We start from the raw sequence: 14438 nt of genomic DNA, 5'->3' as shown, positions 1-14438 counted from the left end.
CCATCACGGGCTCGTCCAAGGGTGGCGGGCCCGTGACATCGACCTTCCGCGATCGCCAGCATTCCTGTCCGCGCAGAGACTCCTACGCTCCGTGTCAATATCACTACTTTTAGTGGCGACTGCCCTGCCGACCCCGCCCGGAGGAAAGATGCCCACGGAGCCGACGGAGACGCGGCTGAGCCTCGACACGAGGGCCGCGCGCAACCTGGCCACCACCACCAAGACCGTCCCGCAGATGCAGGCGATCAGCTCGCGCTGGCTGCTGCGCATGTTGCCCTGGGTGGACGTGCGGGGCGGTACGTACCGGGTGAACCGCCGGCTGACTCATCGCATCGGACGCGGGCGGGTGGCGGTGACCAACGAGGGGGCCGACGACGTCCGTGTCGTGCCGGAGACGCTGACGGAGATCCCGGCCCTGCGCGGCTTCGGCGACCCCGCCGTGCTGGCGGAGATCGCCTCCACGTTCACCGCCCGCGAGGTGCAGCCGAGCGAGATCGTCGCCGAGGCGGGCCGCCCGGTGAACCAGACCTGCGTGATCGCCCACGGCCGGCTCGAGCGCCTGAGCACCGGCCCCTACGGCGACCGCCAGTTCCTCGGCGTCATCGCGGGCGGCGACCAGTTCGGCGACGAGGCGCTGACCGAGGACGACCCGCGCTGGCCGTGCACCTACCGCGCGGCGACGGCCTGCACGGTGCTGGTGGCGCCGCGCTGGGAGCTGCGCCGCGTCGCCGACCGCTCCCCCGCACTGCGCGACCACCTGGCCCGCTACCTGGAGGTGCTGAGCCGGCCCGCCAACCGCCGCGGTGAGGCGGCGGTGGAGGTAGCGGCCGGGCACAGCGGCGAGCCGGCCATCGGCGGCACGTTCGTCGACTACGACCTGCGCCCCCGCGAATACGAGCTGAGCGTCGCCCAGACCATCCTGCGCGTGCACACCCGGGTGGCCGACCTCTACAACCAGCCGATGAACCAGATCGAGCAGCAGCTCCGCCTGACCATCCACGAGCTGCGCGAGCGCGAGGAGTGGGAGCTGCTCAACAACCGCGAGTTCGGGCTGCTCCACAACACCGACTACGACCAGCGCATCTACACCTGGTCGGGCCCGCCCACCCCCGACGACCTCGACGAGCTGATCAGCATGCGCCGCAAGACGAAGCTGCTGCTCGCCCATCCGAAGGCGATCGCGGCGTTCTTCCGCGAGTGCAACAAGCGGGGGCTGGTGGTCGGCAGCACGGACGTGGGCGGTTACGAGGTGCCGGCCTGGCGGGGCATTCCCATCTTCCCCTGCGGCAAGATCCCGATCTCCGGCGCGCGGACGACGTCGATCCTGGCGCTGCGGACGGGCGAGGAGGACCAGGGCGTGGTGGGCCTCTACCAGACGGGCATCCCCGAGGAGTACGAGCCGGGGCTGAACGTGCGCTTCATGGGGATCAACGAGCGGGCCGTGATGTCGTACCTGGTCAGTGCCTACTTCTCGGTGGCGGTCCTGGTGCCGGACGCGATCGGCATCTTGGAGGACGTCGACATCGCCGCCCCGCGCTCGTGACCGGCCGACCCCAGGAAGAGGCATGACATGCCGGACATCTCCCCCAATGGCGCTCCGGTGGCGCGGCTCCTGGCCGGGCCCGCCGGGCTGGGCTCGTCCTCGCTGAGCCTTCGGGCCGCGCTGCTGCCGCACCGGCGCGCGTACGAGGAGGGGGACGGGCACGAGCCCCCCGGTTCGCCGGTGGGGCCCGTGCCCGGGTCCGACCTGACGCCCCTCCCCTACCGCGAGCGCGAGTGGGGCGACGGCACGTACCCGCCGCTGCTCTGCCCCGAGACCGTCCGCGTGGACGACGCGCTCGCCGCGGAGGTGGACCGGCGGCTGACGGCCTGGGCCGGGCGCATCGGCCTGCACGAGGGGCGGATGGAGGAGTTCACCGCCACCGGGTTCGGCCGGCTGGCCACGCTCGCCCACCCCGACACCGACGACCCCGACCGGCTGCTGATCGCCGCCCAGATGAACGCCGCCTGGTGGGCCGCCGACGACTACTACGCCGACGAGACCGATCTCGGCGCCACCCCGACCGAGCTGCCGCCCCGGCTGGCGCTGGTGACCTCCGCCATGGACCCGCCGCCCGACGCCGGCCACTACACCGGGCAGCTCGAGGCGGCCATCGCCGCCGACCCCGTGCTGGTGGCGCTGCGCTCGGCGCTCAGCCACGTCGCCCGCCACGCCACCGACGCGCAGATCCTGCGGGTCCGCAACATCACGAGCCAGATGTACGTCAGCTGGGCCGCCTACGCCGCCTGGCGCTACCTGGAGACGCCGCCGCCCGTCTGGCGCTACCTGGCCGCCCGCCAGCACGACAGCTTCTACACCTCGATGACGCTCATCGACGTCGTGGGGGGCTACCGGCTGCCCGCCGAGCTGTTCGCCGAGCCGCGCTTCCACACCGCGCTCATGCAGGCGGGCACCGCGAGCGTGCTGGTCAACGACCTGCACTCGGCGGCCAAGGAGGCGGCCGACGAGCTGCCAGACTCCAACGTCATCCTGCTCATGGCCGCCGAGGACGGCTGCTCGGCCCGCGAGGCCACCGAGCGCGCCGTACACCTGCACAACGACTTCGTCCGCGGCTTCGAGCAGAGCAGGCAGGCGCTGTCGGCCGTCCCCTCGCCCGAGCTCAAGCGGTTCCTGCGCGGCGCGCAGGCGTGGATGGCCGGGTGCCTCGAATGGCACGGCAGCAGCAGCCGCTACCAGTCCTGACCGTCACCCCGTCCCGTCACTGAGAAGGAGCCGTTGATGACCATGACGCCCCATGCCCCCGTGCTGAACAGCCTCTACCAGCAGTCGGTCGCCGACTACTGGAACACCGAGGAGAACCCGGTCAACCTGCGCCTCGGCGAGGTGGACGGCCTCTACCACCACCACTACGGGGTGGGCGAGGTGGACTGGTCGGTGCTGGAGGGCCCGGCCTCGACGCGGGAGAGCCGGGTGGTCAAGGAGCTGCACCGGCTGGAGACCGCGCAGGCCGAGATGCTCATGGCGCACCTCGGGCCGCCGCGCCCCGACTACCGCGTGTTCGACGCCGGGTGCGGCCGTGGCGGCTCCAGCCTGCTCGCCCACCTGCGCTTCGGCTGCGAGGCCGACGGCGTGTCCATCTCGGAGTCGCAGGTGGCCTTCGCCAACCGGCAGGCCGAGGAGCGCGGCGTCGGCGACAAGGTGCGCTTCCACTTCCGCAACATGCTCGACACCGGCTTCCCCACCGGCGCGTTCCACGCCTCGTGGAACAACGAGAGCACCATGTACGTCGAACTGTCCCTGCTGTTCGCCGAGCACGCCAGGCTGCTGACCCGGGGCGGCCGGTACGTCTGCATCACCGGCTGCTACAACGACGCCTACGGCCTGCCCTCCCGGGCCATCAGCCAGATCAACGCCCACTACATCTGCGACATCCACTCCCGCAGCACGTACTTCAAGGAGATGGCGGCCAACCGGCTCGTCCCGGTCAGCGTCATCGACCTCACCGCGGCCACCATCCCCTACTGGGAGCTGCGGGCCAGGACGCACCTCGCCACGGGGATCGAGGACGCGTTCCTGGAGGCGTACAAGAGCGGCAGCTTCCAATACCTGCTGATCGCCGCCGACCGCGTCTGATCACACGCCTGCTGCGCGCCGGCCGGCTCCGGCGCGCAGCACGTGCGTCCAGGACAGGAGCGGCGCCGCGACCGCGCAGGCGGCGGTGAACCACAGCGGCGACATCCCGATCGCCAGCCGGTCCGTGGCGGCTGCCAGGGCCACCACGGACACACCGGCCAGCCCGGTGGCGGCCAGCGCGGCCAGCGCGAGCCTCCTGCCCCGCCACAGCACGGCCGTCAGCACCACGACGGCCAGTCCTCCTAGCCCGACGGCGGCCTCGAAACCCCGCCACAGCAGCGACAGCGGCTCGCCGAGCATGCTCTGTACGGTGTGAAGGGGCAGGTACCGGGTGAGCCACAGCGGGTCTCCGCTGATCAGCGGCGGGATCAGGACGCTCACACACGCCGCGAGACCGGCGAACCTCACCAACGGCGCGGGCCCTTCATGGGTCAAGGCGGGTGGCCCGGCCGGTAACGGGGCCTGCGGCGGGATGGCCAGGTCGTGGGCGGAGCGGGCCAGCCAGATCACGGTCATGGCGTCCATGACGGCGTACGCCGCGAGGTCCACGCCGGCGACCCGAGCCGGCAGGAGCGCGACGAACATGATCAGGAGGAGGGGCAGGACCTGGGCGGCGACGCCGTACAGGACGGTCGCGCGCCGCCACCGGCCGTCCCGCCACTGGGCCGCCAGCACCAGCACATACCAGAGGGTCCCGGCCAGGCCGCCCAGCCCCGCCGCCTGGGCCGCGCGCTCCCCATCGTGCAGGTCGAACGCGGAGAACACCTCGCCTGCGACCGTCGTCACGTAGCCCAGCAGCCCCGCCGCCAGCGCGAACCCGGCCAAGCTCCACCGCTGCCGCAGCACGGGATGGACGGCCACCACGACCGTGGCCAGCACCGTCGCATCCAGCGCCACGGCCCACCACGGCCAGATCGGCGCGGCAGCGTAGACGACCCAGGTGCCGGCGACGACGTAGAGGGTCAGCCGCAGTCGCCGCTCATCCCGTCCTGCGGGGTGACGGGCCGCTCCGGGCGGTGGGCGCAAGGGGCCGCGGAGGGACTGCCACAGCGTCCAGGACCAGACGGCGCCGACTGCGAGCAGCAGGCCGACGCTCGACCGCGACATTCCAGCGATGACGTCCCGCAGGGTCGGCTCGCCGTCATTGCCGTCGTCGGTCTCCTTCAGGACGGTCAGCCGTTCGAGGGGGCCGATGTCGCCGCCGGTCAGCGCGATGCCGGCGGTGACGGCGACGGCGACGACGTAGGCGGCGGTGAGCAGGAGGGCGGGCACGGCTAATCGGTGGCGGCGCACAGGGGGGTCACACTCTCAAGGAAAGCCAGGTGGACTGGGGTGAGGACGCCTCACCTTAGCGGGTCGGAGTCACCAGGTCGATCTTGCAGGCCAGGCCGCCAGGCGAAGGCCCCGCCTCGCCGCTCGATGCGGCCCAGCCCGGGGAACGGCAGATGGTAGGCGTGCACCGGCACCCCCTCGTCGGCGGCCCACGCGAGCAGCCTGCGGCGCGCGGCCACCGACCGCACCTGGTCGTGGTCCCACGGCGTGCGCCAGTCGGGATGGGCGAGCTGGAGCGGGTCGTAGAAGGTGTCGCCGAGGCAGAGCAGCCGCGCGCCGCGCGAGCGCAGCAGGATCGCGGTGTGGCCGGGGGTGTGGCCGGCGGCGTCCACGGTGTGCACGCCGGGCAGCAGCTCGGCGTCGTAGCTCGCCGGACGCAGCCGCTCGCCGAAGAGCCTGATCGCCTCCAGCGCGGGCCCGCGCTGCTCGTCGGGGATCCGCTGGGCGCGGTCGGACCAGTAGGCCACCTCGGCGGCGTGCGCGTACGCCACCGCGCCGGGGAAGGCCGGCTCGCCGTCGGTCCCGGCGCCTCTGACGTGGTCCTCGTGCAGGTGGGTGAAGACGACGGCGGACACGTCGGACTCCGTCAGCCCGGCCTCGCCCAGGCCGGCGCCGAGCTTGCCGACGTAGGGCGTGAAGGCGGGCCCGTAGCCGAGGAAGCCGGGCCCGAGCCCGGTGTCCACGATCGCGATCCCGTCGGGGGTGCGCACGCACAGGCAGTTGTACGCGCACGTCAGCGTGGTGCGCCCGGTGCCCTCTTCGGCCACCGCGTCCCGGAGCTCGGACTCGGGCACCCCGGTCGCGGGCTGGTAGAAGGAGCCCAGCGGCGGCTCCAGCGGCGGCTCTGACTGACCGTCGCTGACGACGGCGCACTCGAGATCACCGACCGTGAACCGATGGAACATGCGCGGCCCCCTGCCCTGCGGACGTCCCGGCCACCTTATCGACGGGGCGGCGCGCGAGCACGGTCCGAGGCGGGGGCCGACGCCGCCCTACGGCTGGACCGACAGGAACGTCTCGATCGTCCGCACGAAGCGGGGCGGGTCGTCGCGCCAGGGGAAGTGGGCGGCGGAGGGCTGGACGACCGTCTCGGCGGACGGCAGCAGCGCGGCCAGCTTCTCCGCGGCGGACGGCGGGGTGTTGAGGTCCACCTCGCCGGCCAGCACCAGCGCGGGCACGTCGAGAGTGGCCAGCGCCTTTCTGGTGGCGCCGGGGTCGAAGGCGGAGCCGAAGACGGCGGCGGCGTCGGTGTTGCGGGCGGGGGCCTGGGCGGCGTGGTAGCGGCGGGTCTCGTCGTCCCAGCGGCCGTAGAAGAAGGGGTCGAGGGCGTCCCAGTCGGCGCCGGCGCCGGCGACGACGGCTTCGAGCGCGGCGTACGCCCGCGGGTACCAGGGCTCGGCGGCGCGCAGCCGGGCGACGTCGAGGCGGTCCTGGCCGGTGACCTCGACGCCGGCGCCCATGGGGCTGGGGGTGACGAGGACGAGGGCGGCCACGCGGCCGGGGTGGCTGATGGCGTACTGGAGGGCGAGGTTCGTGCCGGCGGAGTGGCCGAGCAGGGTCATGCGGTCGAGGCCGAGGTGGGCGCGCAGGGCTTCGACGTCGTCCACTTGCCGGTCGCACCGGTACGTCTCGGGGTCCGCGGGCGTGGCGGAGCCGCCCGTGCCGCGCGGGTCGAGCTTGATCAGCCGCCGGTGCGCGTCGAGGCCGCCGAGGTCTGCGAGGTAGGCGGAGTCCTGCATCGGCCCGCCGGGCAGGCAGATGAGCGGGCGGCCTGAGCCGGACTCGTGGTAGGCGAGGGTGGTGCCGTCGAGGGCGGTGAGGGCGGGCATGACGACGAGCCTCCCAGCGCCGTGATGTGCAGGCAACGGGATATTCAGCGCCGTCTTCTTGCGTACTGCGCAAGACGGTAGGTCGCCAGGCGCAAGGCCGCTTAGAGTCGAGCCATGACACACCACCACGCGCACGATTCCGGACATCAGGCCGCCCACGGCTCCGACGAGCACGACCACCGGCACGGCGCCGAGCACGCCTCAGGGCACGGGCAGGGGCAGGGGCACGGGCACCACGACCCGCGCGCGTCGGCGGCGATGGCCGAGCTGCTCGATCTCGACGCCGAGGTGCTGCAACCGCACCTGGCCGAGGTGACCGCCTGGATCGGCGAGCTGACCGCCGACCGGCCGCCCTTCCGCCTGCTCGACCTGGGCAGCGGCACGGGCGCGGGCACGTTCGCGCTGCTGGAGCGGTTCGCGGACGCGGAGGTGACGGCCGTGGACATGTCGGAGGACATGCTGCGCCACCTGGAGGCCAAGGCCCGCGAGCGCGGCGTGGACAAGCGCGTCCGTACGCTCCAGGCGGACCTCGACAGCACGTGGCCCGAGGTCGGCACCGTCGATCTGGTGTGGGCGGCGGCGTCGCTGCACCACCTGGCCGACCCCGATCGCGTCCTCGGCGAGGTGCTCGCCGCACTGCGTCCCGGCGGGCTGCTGGTGGCGGTCGAGATGGACTCCTTCCCCCGCTTCCTGCCCGAAGACCTCGGCTTCGGCCGGCCAGGGCTGGAGGGTCGCGGTCACGCCGTGCTGGACGAGCGCCGGGCCGCCGCGCTGCCGACGTTCGGCTCCGACTGGGGGCCGCGGCTGGCGGCGAACGGCTTCACGGTCGAGGCGGAGCGGGAGTTCGTCATCGACCTGCGGCACCCGCTCCCGCCGGCCGCCACCCGCTACGCGGAGGTGGCGCTGCGCCGCATGCGCGGCAGCCTGGACGGCACGCTGGCCGCCGACGACCTGGCGGCGCTCGACGACCTGCTGGCCCAGGACGGCCCGCGCAGCCTGTCGCGCCGCGACGACCTGTCCGTACGCACCCGCCGCACCATCTGGCTCGCCCGCCGCCCTCACACCGGCTTTTGACCACTTTTTGCCAGCCGCTGACACGGGCTGGAGCTCCTTTTGCGGACACACGGGAAGGTTCGAGGACGGACCGGCTCAAATAACCGCTCGGGAGATGATCGTGCCCGCCAAAGGCAGCAGCAAAGCGTCCAAGAAAACGAGCAGCCAGCCGTGGCTGCACGTGGACGGCACCGAGATCCAGGAATACGGCACAGTGCGGACGTGGCCGCTGGCCCTGTCCGACGAGGCCCGCAACTACTCCTGCGGCCGGCTGAACCAGATCCTGGCCGACACGCAGATCCTCTACGCCCTGTACAAGAAGCATCACTGGCTGATGCGCGGCCCGACGTTCTACCAGCTCCACCTGCTGCTCGACAAGCACGCCAAGGAACAGCTCGAACTGGTGGACGAGATCGCGGAGCGGGTGCAGACGCTGGGCGGCATCGCGGTCGGCGACCCGCGGCACGTCGCCGAGATCACCGTGGTCCCGCGCCCGCCGAACGGCGCCGAGGAGGTGCCGGCCATGCTCTCGCGCCTGGTCGAGGCGCACGAGACCATCCTGCTCGCCTCGCGGGACGCGGCGTCACGGGCCGCCGAGCTGGGCGACGACGGCACCAACGACCTGCTGGTCTCCCAGGTGATCAGGACCGGTGAGTTGCAGGTCTGGTTCCTGGTCGAGCACCTCGTGGACACGCCGCTGGTCGAGACGCCGAGCAACGGGGAGACCAGGGCGCCGCGCAAGACGACGACCCGCTCCGGCAAGTGACGGTCCGCACGGGCGATCGAGGCGCCCGGCTCGCTCCCGCGGGCCGGGCGTCCGCCGTCGGCGTGCCGCCCTAGCCGCGCCCGTAGCGGTCCTCGGCCCGCCAGAAGTACCAGGATCCGAGGACGAGCGCGAGGACCGCCCACACCAGGCACGCCAGCCAGACCATCGGCGGCGGGCTGTGGCTGCCGATGAGGATGTCGCGCATCCACTCGATGTACGACGCCGCCGGGTTCAGGTACATCACGGTCGCCACCCATTCGGGCAACCCGGCCCTGTTGACCACCTTGTCGTGGATGGCGAAGAACACGCCGGAGGCGTACAGCCAGGTCCGCATGATGAACGGCAGCAGCTGCCCGAGGTCGCGCAGCTGGGAGCCGAGCCTGGCGAGGATCAGCCCCGCCCCGATGTTGAACATCGTCTGCAGCACCAGCACGACCGGGATCACCAGCCAGAACCAGTTGGGCAGCTCGCCGGTGAGCACCACGATGAGCAGCAGCACGCCCATGGAGATGGCGAGCTGCTGCAGCTCCTGGATCGTGTACGCCAGCGGCAGCGAGGCGCGCGGGAAGTGCAGGGCGCGGATGAGGGACAGGTTGCCCGAGATGGACTTGGCGCCCGCGGTGGCCGTGCGCTGGGTGTAGGTGAAGACGAACATGCCGGTCAGCAGGAACGCGGGATAGTTCGGCACCCGGTCGCTGCCGCCCAGGATGAGGCCGAACATCACGTAGTAGATGGCGGCGTTGAGCAGCGGGGTGATGACCTGCCACAGCTGCCCGAGCGCCGAGCCCGAGTATTTGGAGACGTTGCGCGAGGTGGCGTAGGTCAGCACGAAGTGCCGCCGCTCCCACAGCCGGCGCAGGTAGACGGGGAACCGGGGACGCGCGATGGCGGGGCGCAGGCCGTGGCGGCGGGCCAGCTCGGCCAGGGAGCCCGGCGCCGGTTCCGCGGTCTCTTCCACGTGACTCATGAGCACCTCGCGCTGGTGACCGGAGTGTCGTGCCTCGATCATCCCTCGCGACCCGGCCGGCGGTCCCGTTATCCGCCGGTGCGTCGCGAGTGCTTTGCGGCGTGCGTACGGAAGCCGGGGTCGGTCAGGTCGAGCTGGAGGAGCCGGCGTGGTGCCTCAGGGAACGCGGCACCGAACCTGCGTTCACTTACTGTCGCATCACAAAGGCAGGGTCACGCCCGTCACGGCGAAGCGTTCGACCTCGGCGACGTGGCCGCCGGTCGAGGCGACGACGGTCAGCGTACGGCCGTCACGCGGGGTGAAGGAGAGCTTGCCGGACCACGGCGACTTCCGCCCGCCCGCGCTCACGCAGCAGCGCTCCCCGAGCGGCTGGTCCGAGCCGGGGTGCAGGACCTGGATCCTGATGCTCTCGTCCACGCCGGTGATGCGGCCGCCGACGGTCAGCGGCGAGGTGACGGAGGCGCCGTACGCGGGCTCGGTGAGTGAGAGCGTGGTGTCGTCGGTGCCGACCACCTCCCAGGGAGCGTGCTCGCCCGAGCCGTACCGCATGAGGTGCACCACCGCCGCCACCATCGGCTTCGGCCCCTCCTCCGCCCGCAGGCCGACGTGCACGCGGGCGTGCTCGCCGTCCACGACCGTCTTGACGGCCTGGTCGATCTCGGTGAAGCCGAGGTAGTCGCGGGAGAAGCCGATCGCGGTCGCGGCGGGGTCGAGATGCCACGGCTGGTGGCCGTTCTTCTGGTAGGCGCGCTGCCAGGCGGCCACCTCGTCAGGCCCGGAGAACGGCCACAGCGGCTGGTAGCGGCCGGCGATGAGCAGCCGCGCGGGCGCGGAGGCGCCGGACGTGCGCGGGGCGGGCGCGGGCGTGCCGGACGTCGGCACCTCGCCGGGGTCGGGCGTGACGGTGGAGCCGGGCTCAGGCGCGGTGGCGGCGGGGGTGAGGGTGGCGGTGGTGCCGCCGCCCTCACCCCCGCCGGGGGCGCCCCCGCAGCCCGGCGCGCCCAAGGCGAGCGCGGCCAGCAGGGGCAGCACGCGTACGGTCGTCGCTCTCATGCGGTACCTCCGGCTGACGGGCCATCTGTTGAGGTAGACGTACCCAGGACGGCCTTGGTTCGCGTGCCTCGTCGTATGCCTCGCGAAGGTCCCGGCGGTCGAGGTCTTTGGTCCATGGCTGAGCCGGGCCTGCGCGGGTAGCGTCCGGGCATGACCACCTTCGATCTCACCGCCCTGCGGGCCGTCGTCTTCGACACCGACGGCGTGGTCACCGACACGGCCCGGGTGCACGCGGCGGCGTGGAAGCACGTGTTCGACGGCTTCCTGCGCGGCCGTTCCGCGCCGTTCGACGTACGCGCCGACTACCTGACCTATGTGGACGGGCGGCCGCGGCTCGACGGTGTGCGCACGTTCCTGGCCTCGCGCGGCGTCTCGCTGCCCGAGGGCGGGCCGGACGACGGGCCGGGCGCGCCGACCGTCCACGGGCTGGGCCGAGCCAAGGACGAATTGTTCGTCCGGGAGATCGCGCAGCACGGCGTGGCCGCGTTCCCCTCGACGGTCGAGCTGCTGCACGAGCTGCGCAGGCGCGGCTGCCGCACCGCGGTGGTCTCGGCCAGCAGGCACTGCCGCTCGATGGTGGCGTCGGCGGGCGTGCTGCACCTGTTCGACGTGCTGGTGGACGGCACGGACGCGGCCAGGCTCGGCCTGCCGGGCAAGCCGGACCCGGCACTGTTCCTGGAGGCCGCGCGGCGGCTCGATCTGCCCGCCGGGCAGGTGGGCGTGGTGGAGGACGCGGTGCCCGGCGTCGAGGCGGCCCGCAGGGGCGGTTTCGGGCGGATCGTCGCGGTGGACAGGAGCGGCACGCGGGCCGCCGCGATGCTGGCCGCGGGCGCCGACGCGGTGGTGTCCGACCTGGCGGAGGCCGGCGTCACGGGACGGGTGCCGGTGGGGCGGCGATGAGCGCGTGGACGCTCACGTACGAGGGGTTCGATCCCGAGGGTGAGGGGCTGCGCGAGGCGCTGTGCACGCTGGGCAACGGCCGGTTCGCGACGCGGGGGGCGACGCCGGACGGGGAGCCGCGGACGCCGGGCACGTACCTGGCGGGGTGTTACGACCGGCTCGACTCGGTCGTGGCCGGGCACACCGTCACCAACGAGGACATCGTCAACCTGCCCGACTGGCTGCCGCTGCGGTTCGCCACGCCCGGCACGGACTGGTTCCGTCCGCAGGCGGCCGACCTGCTGCTCTACCGGCACGAGCTGGACCTGCGGCACGGCGTGCTGGTGCGGCTGCTGCGCTGGCGCGACGCGGAGGGCCGCGTCACCCGGGTACGCCAGCGCCGCCTGGTGTCGATGGCGGATCCGTACCTCGCGGCGCAGGAGTGCACGTTCACCGCCGAGAACTGGTCGGGCCCGCTGCGGGTGCGGGCCGCCCTGGAAGGTCGGGTCGCCAACGACGGCGTGGCCCGCTACCGCGACCTGCGCGGCGACCACCTGACCTGCCACGAGGCCGGCTCCGAGGACGACCTGGCCTGGCTGACGGCCGTCACCCGCTCCTCCCACGTCGTCGTGGCGCTGGCCGCCAGGATCGACGCGGAGACCGGCACGACAGCACGTCCGGTGCTGGCGGGTGACCACATCACCTCCGACCACGTGCTCGACCTGGCGCAGGGACGCCCGTCCCGGCTCGTCAAAACCGTGGCGCTGACGTCGTCGCGCGACCCCGCCAGTCACGACCCGCGCTCGTCGGCGCTGCGGCACGTACGCAGGGCGCCGCCCTTCCCCGAGCTGCTGGCCCGGCACATGGCGGCATGGGAGGGGCTGTGGCGCAGGGCCAGGATGGACGTGGACGGCTCCGAGCTGTCGCAGCTCGTCCACGTGAACATCTTCCACCTGCTGCAGACGCTCTCCCCGCACACCGCCGGCCTCGACGCCGGGGTGCCCGCGCGGGGGCTGCACGGCGAGGCGTACCGGGGGCACGTGTTCTGGGACGAGTTGTTCGTCCTGCCGTGGCTCGCGCTGCGCTTCCCCGAGATCTCCGAGGGGCTGCTGCGGTATCGGTGGCGGCGGCTGCCCGAGGCCATGGACGCGGCCCGGCGGGCCGGGCACGACGGCGCCATGTTCCCCTGGCAGAGCGGCAGCGACGGCCGCGAGGAGACCCAGGTCCTGCACCTCAACCCCAAGTCGGGCCGCTGGCTGCCGGACGACTCCCGGCTGCAGCGGCACGTCGGCCTGGCCGTCGCGTACGACGTGTGGCGGCACTTCCTCGCCACCGGCTCGATGCCGGTGTGGTGCGCCGAGATGCTGCTGGAGATCGCCCGCTTCTTCGCCTCGCTCGCCGTCGAGATCGACGGCCGGTACGAGATCCGCGGCGTCATGGGCCCCGACGAGTACCACGAGACCTACCCCGGCGCGGACTTCCCCGGCCTGGACAACAACGCCTACACCAACGTGATGACCGCCTGGCTGATGCGCCGCGCCCGCGAGGCCGCCGCGCTCTGCCCCGACGTCACGCCGCGCCCCGGCGAGCTCGACCACTGGGACGACGTGAGCCGCCGCCTGCGGGTCGACTTCCACGACGGCGTCATCAGCCAGTTCACCGGGTACGCCGAGCTGGAGGAGCTCGACTGGGACCGCTACGGCGGCGTGCGCCGGCTGGACCGGGCGCTGGAGGCCGACGGCGACGACGTCAACCGCTACAAGGCGTCCAAGCAGGCCGACACGCTGATGCTCTGCTACCTGCTGACCGGCGACGAGCTGACCGGGCTGCTCGAACACCTCGGCTACGAGGCGGACGACGGCCTCATCCCCCGGACGATCGCGTACTACCTGCGGCGCACCAGCCACGGCTCCACGCTCAGCGCCGTCGTGCACGCCTGGGCGCTGGCCAGGCTCGATCGGGAACGGTCGTGGGAGTTCTTCATCGAGGCGCTGCAGAGCGACCTGAAGGACGTCCAGGGCGGGACCACCGCGGAAGGCATCCACCTGGGCGCCATGGGCGGCACGCTCGACCTGCTGCAACGCTGCTACCTCGGGGTGGAGCCGCGGCGCGACGGGCTGTGGCTCGACCCGCTGCTGCCCGACCGGCTCGGCGAGGCGTCGATGCCGATCTGCTACCGGGGGCGGCGGCTGTTCATCGACGCCGATGACCACGAGGCACGCGTCAACGGGGTCGCGTGCCGCACCTTCAAGCCAGGAGAGGCCATCATGTCCGGCACCGGCGACCTCGGTCGACGCATCATCCACCACCGCGAGCGCCGCGGGCTGACCCGCGAGCAGGTCGCCGAGCACGCGGGCATGTCGGCGGGCTACCTCAAATACCTGGAGGAGCACGCCGACACTCCCGACGGCGGCACGCTCTACCGGCTCGCCGACGCGCTGGGGACCACGGTGGACGAGCTGCTCGGCGGCGGGCACGACCGGCCGCCCGGCCGTGGCCCCGCCGCCGCGCACCCCAGTCTGGAGACGCTGGACGAGGCCGAGTCGCTGCGGCTGATCGCGCCGGGCGGCATCGGGCGGGTCGCGTTCAGCGGCTCGCACGGGCCGACCGTGCTGCCGGTCAACTACAAGCTGCACGACGGGAACATCATCTTCCGTACGGCGGCGGGCGGGCCGATGGACAAGGACCTGCGTACCGGGCCGGAAGGCGTGGACATCGTCATCGCCTTCCAGATCGACCACTTCGACGAGGCCACCAGGGAGGGGTGGAGCGTGCTGGTGCAGGGGCCCGCGCACCACATGCCGCCCGAGGACACGGCCGACCTCGCCCGTTCCGGGGTCACGCCGTGGGCGGGCGGCGACCGGCCGCTCTACATCCGGATCACGCCGCAGCGCGTCACCGGCCGCCGCATCCACGGCATCTGAC

At 72.8% G+C, this 14438-nt stretch carries 12 protein-coding genes; 7 read left to right on the top strand and 5 right to left on the bottom strand.

What is annotated here, in order from left to right:
* Positions 1–148: 148 nt before the first annotated feature.
* The 3 genes from ACFFR3_RS41065 to ACFFR3_RS41055 are packed head-to-tail and all read left to right on the top strand — an operon-like array spanning position 149 to position 3634.
* On the top strand, positions 149–1543 hold the full coding sequence (locus ACFFR3_RS41065; protein WP_379484894.1) for a family 2B encapsulin nanocompartment shell protein: 1395 nt from the start codon (positions 149–151) through the stop codon (positions 1541–1543).
* Between the two features lie 27 nt (positions 1544–1570).
* Positions 1571–2743 (top strand): family 2 encapsulin nanocompartment cargo protein terpene cyclase, encoded by a 1173-nt coding sequence (locus ACFFR3_RS41060; RefSeq protein ID WP_364380261.1) that lies wholly within the window; start codon positions 1571–1573, stop codon positions 2741–2743.
* Between the two features lie 36 nt (positions 2744–2779).
* Positions 2780–3634, top strand: coding sequence for a geranyl diphosphate 2-C-methyltransferase (locus ACFFR3_RS41055; protein ID WP_364380263.1), 855 nt, complete (start codon positions 2780–2782; stop codon positions 3632–3634).
* Here the strand turns inward: ACFFR3_RS41055 and ACFFR3_RS41050 are convergent, their stop codons facing one another.
* From ACFFR3_RS41050 to ACFFR3_RS41040, 3 genes are all read right to left on the bottom strand, one after another.
* Positions 3635–4906, bottom strand: a complete 1272-nt coding sequence (locus ACFFR3_RS41050) for a hypothetical protein (RefSeq protein WP_345404101.1) — start codon at positions 4904–4906, stop codon at positions 3635–3637. It lies immediately after the preceding gene.
* 71 nt (positions 4907–4977) lie between these two features.
* Complete coding sequence (locus tag ACFFR3_RS41045) at positions 4978–5871, bottom strand: MBL fold metallo-hydrolase (protein ID WP_364380267.1); 894 nt, start codon at positions 5869–5871, stop codon at positions 4978–4980.
* Between the two features lie 87 nt (positions 5872–5958).
* A complete protein-coding gene (locus ACFFR3_RS41040; RefSeq protein WP_379484893.1) occupies positions 5959–6795 on the bottom strand; it encodes an alpha/beta fold hydrolase in 837 nt (278 codons plus the stop codon).
* A gap of 114 nt (positions 6796–6909) precedes the next feature.
* Here ACFFR3_RS41040 and ACFFR3_RS41035 point away from each other — a divergent pair, with 114 nt between their 5' ends.
* On the top strand, positions 6910–7869 hold the full coding sequence (locus ACFFR3_RS41035; RefSeq protein ID WP_379484892.1) for a class I SAM-dependent methyltransferase: 960 nt from the start codon (positions 6910–6912) through the stop codon (positions 7867–7869).
* Between the two features lie 100 nt (positions 7870–7969).
* Entirely contained in the window at positions 7970–8614 is a 645-nt protein-coding gene (locus ACFFR3_RS41030; protein ID WP_364380276.1) for a Dps family protein, read from the top strand.
* A 70-nt stretch (positions 8615–8684) separates the two neighbouring features.
* Here ACFFR3_RS41030 and ACFFR3_RS41025 read toward each other — a convergent pair whose 3' ends face one another.
* Both ACFFR3_RS41025 and ACFFR3_RS41020 read right to left on the bottom strand, forming a co-directional pair.
* On the bottom strand, positions 8685–9581 hold the full coding sequence (locus ACFFR3_RS41025; protein WP_345404089.1) for an ABC transporter permease: 897 nt from the start codon (positions 9579–9581) through the stop codon (positions 8685–8687).
* Between the two features lie 198 nt (positions 9582–9779).
* A complete protein-coding gene (locus ACFFR3_RS41020; protein ID WP_379484891.1) occupies positions 9780–10634 on the bottom strand; it encodes a hypothetical protein in 855 nt (284 codons plus the stop codon).
* 150 nt (positions 10635–10784) lie between these two features.
* Between ACFFR3_RS41020 and ACFFR3_RS41015 the strand changes: the two genes are divergently transcribed.
* Positions 10785–11534: an HAD family hydrolase gene (locus tag ACFFR3_RS41015; RefSeq protein ID WP_345404083.1), complete on the top strand. Its 750-nt coding sequence runs from the start codon at positions 10785–10787 to the stop codon at positions 11532–11534.
* On the top strand, positions 11531–14437 hold the full coding sequence (locus ACFFR3_RS41010) for a pyridoxamine 5'-phosphate oxidase family protein (protein ID WP_379484890.1): 2907 nt from the start codon (positions 11531–11533) through the stop codon (positions 14435–14437). The genes ACFFR3_RS41015 and ACFFR3_RS41010 overlap by 4 nt, the downstream gene beginning before the upstream one ends.
* Position 14438 lies beyond the last annotated feature (1 nt).

It is taken from the genome of Nonomuraea salmonea, from assembly GCF_042428605.1.
Taxonomy (GTDB): domain Bacteria; phylum Actinomycetota; class Actinomycetes; order Streptosporangiales; family Streptosporangiaceae; genus Nonomuraea; species Nonomuraea salmonea.
Note: the sequence above shows the minus strand (reverse complement) of the source record. Positions and strands in the feature narration are given on the sequence as shown.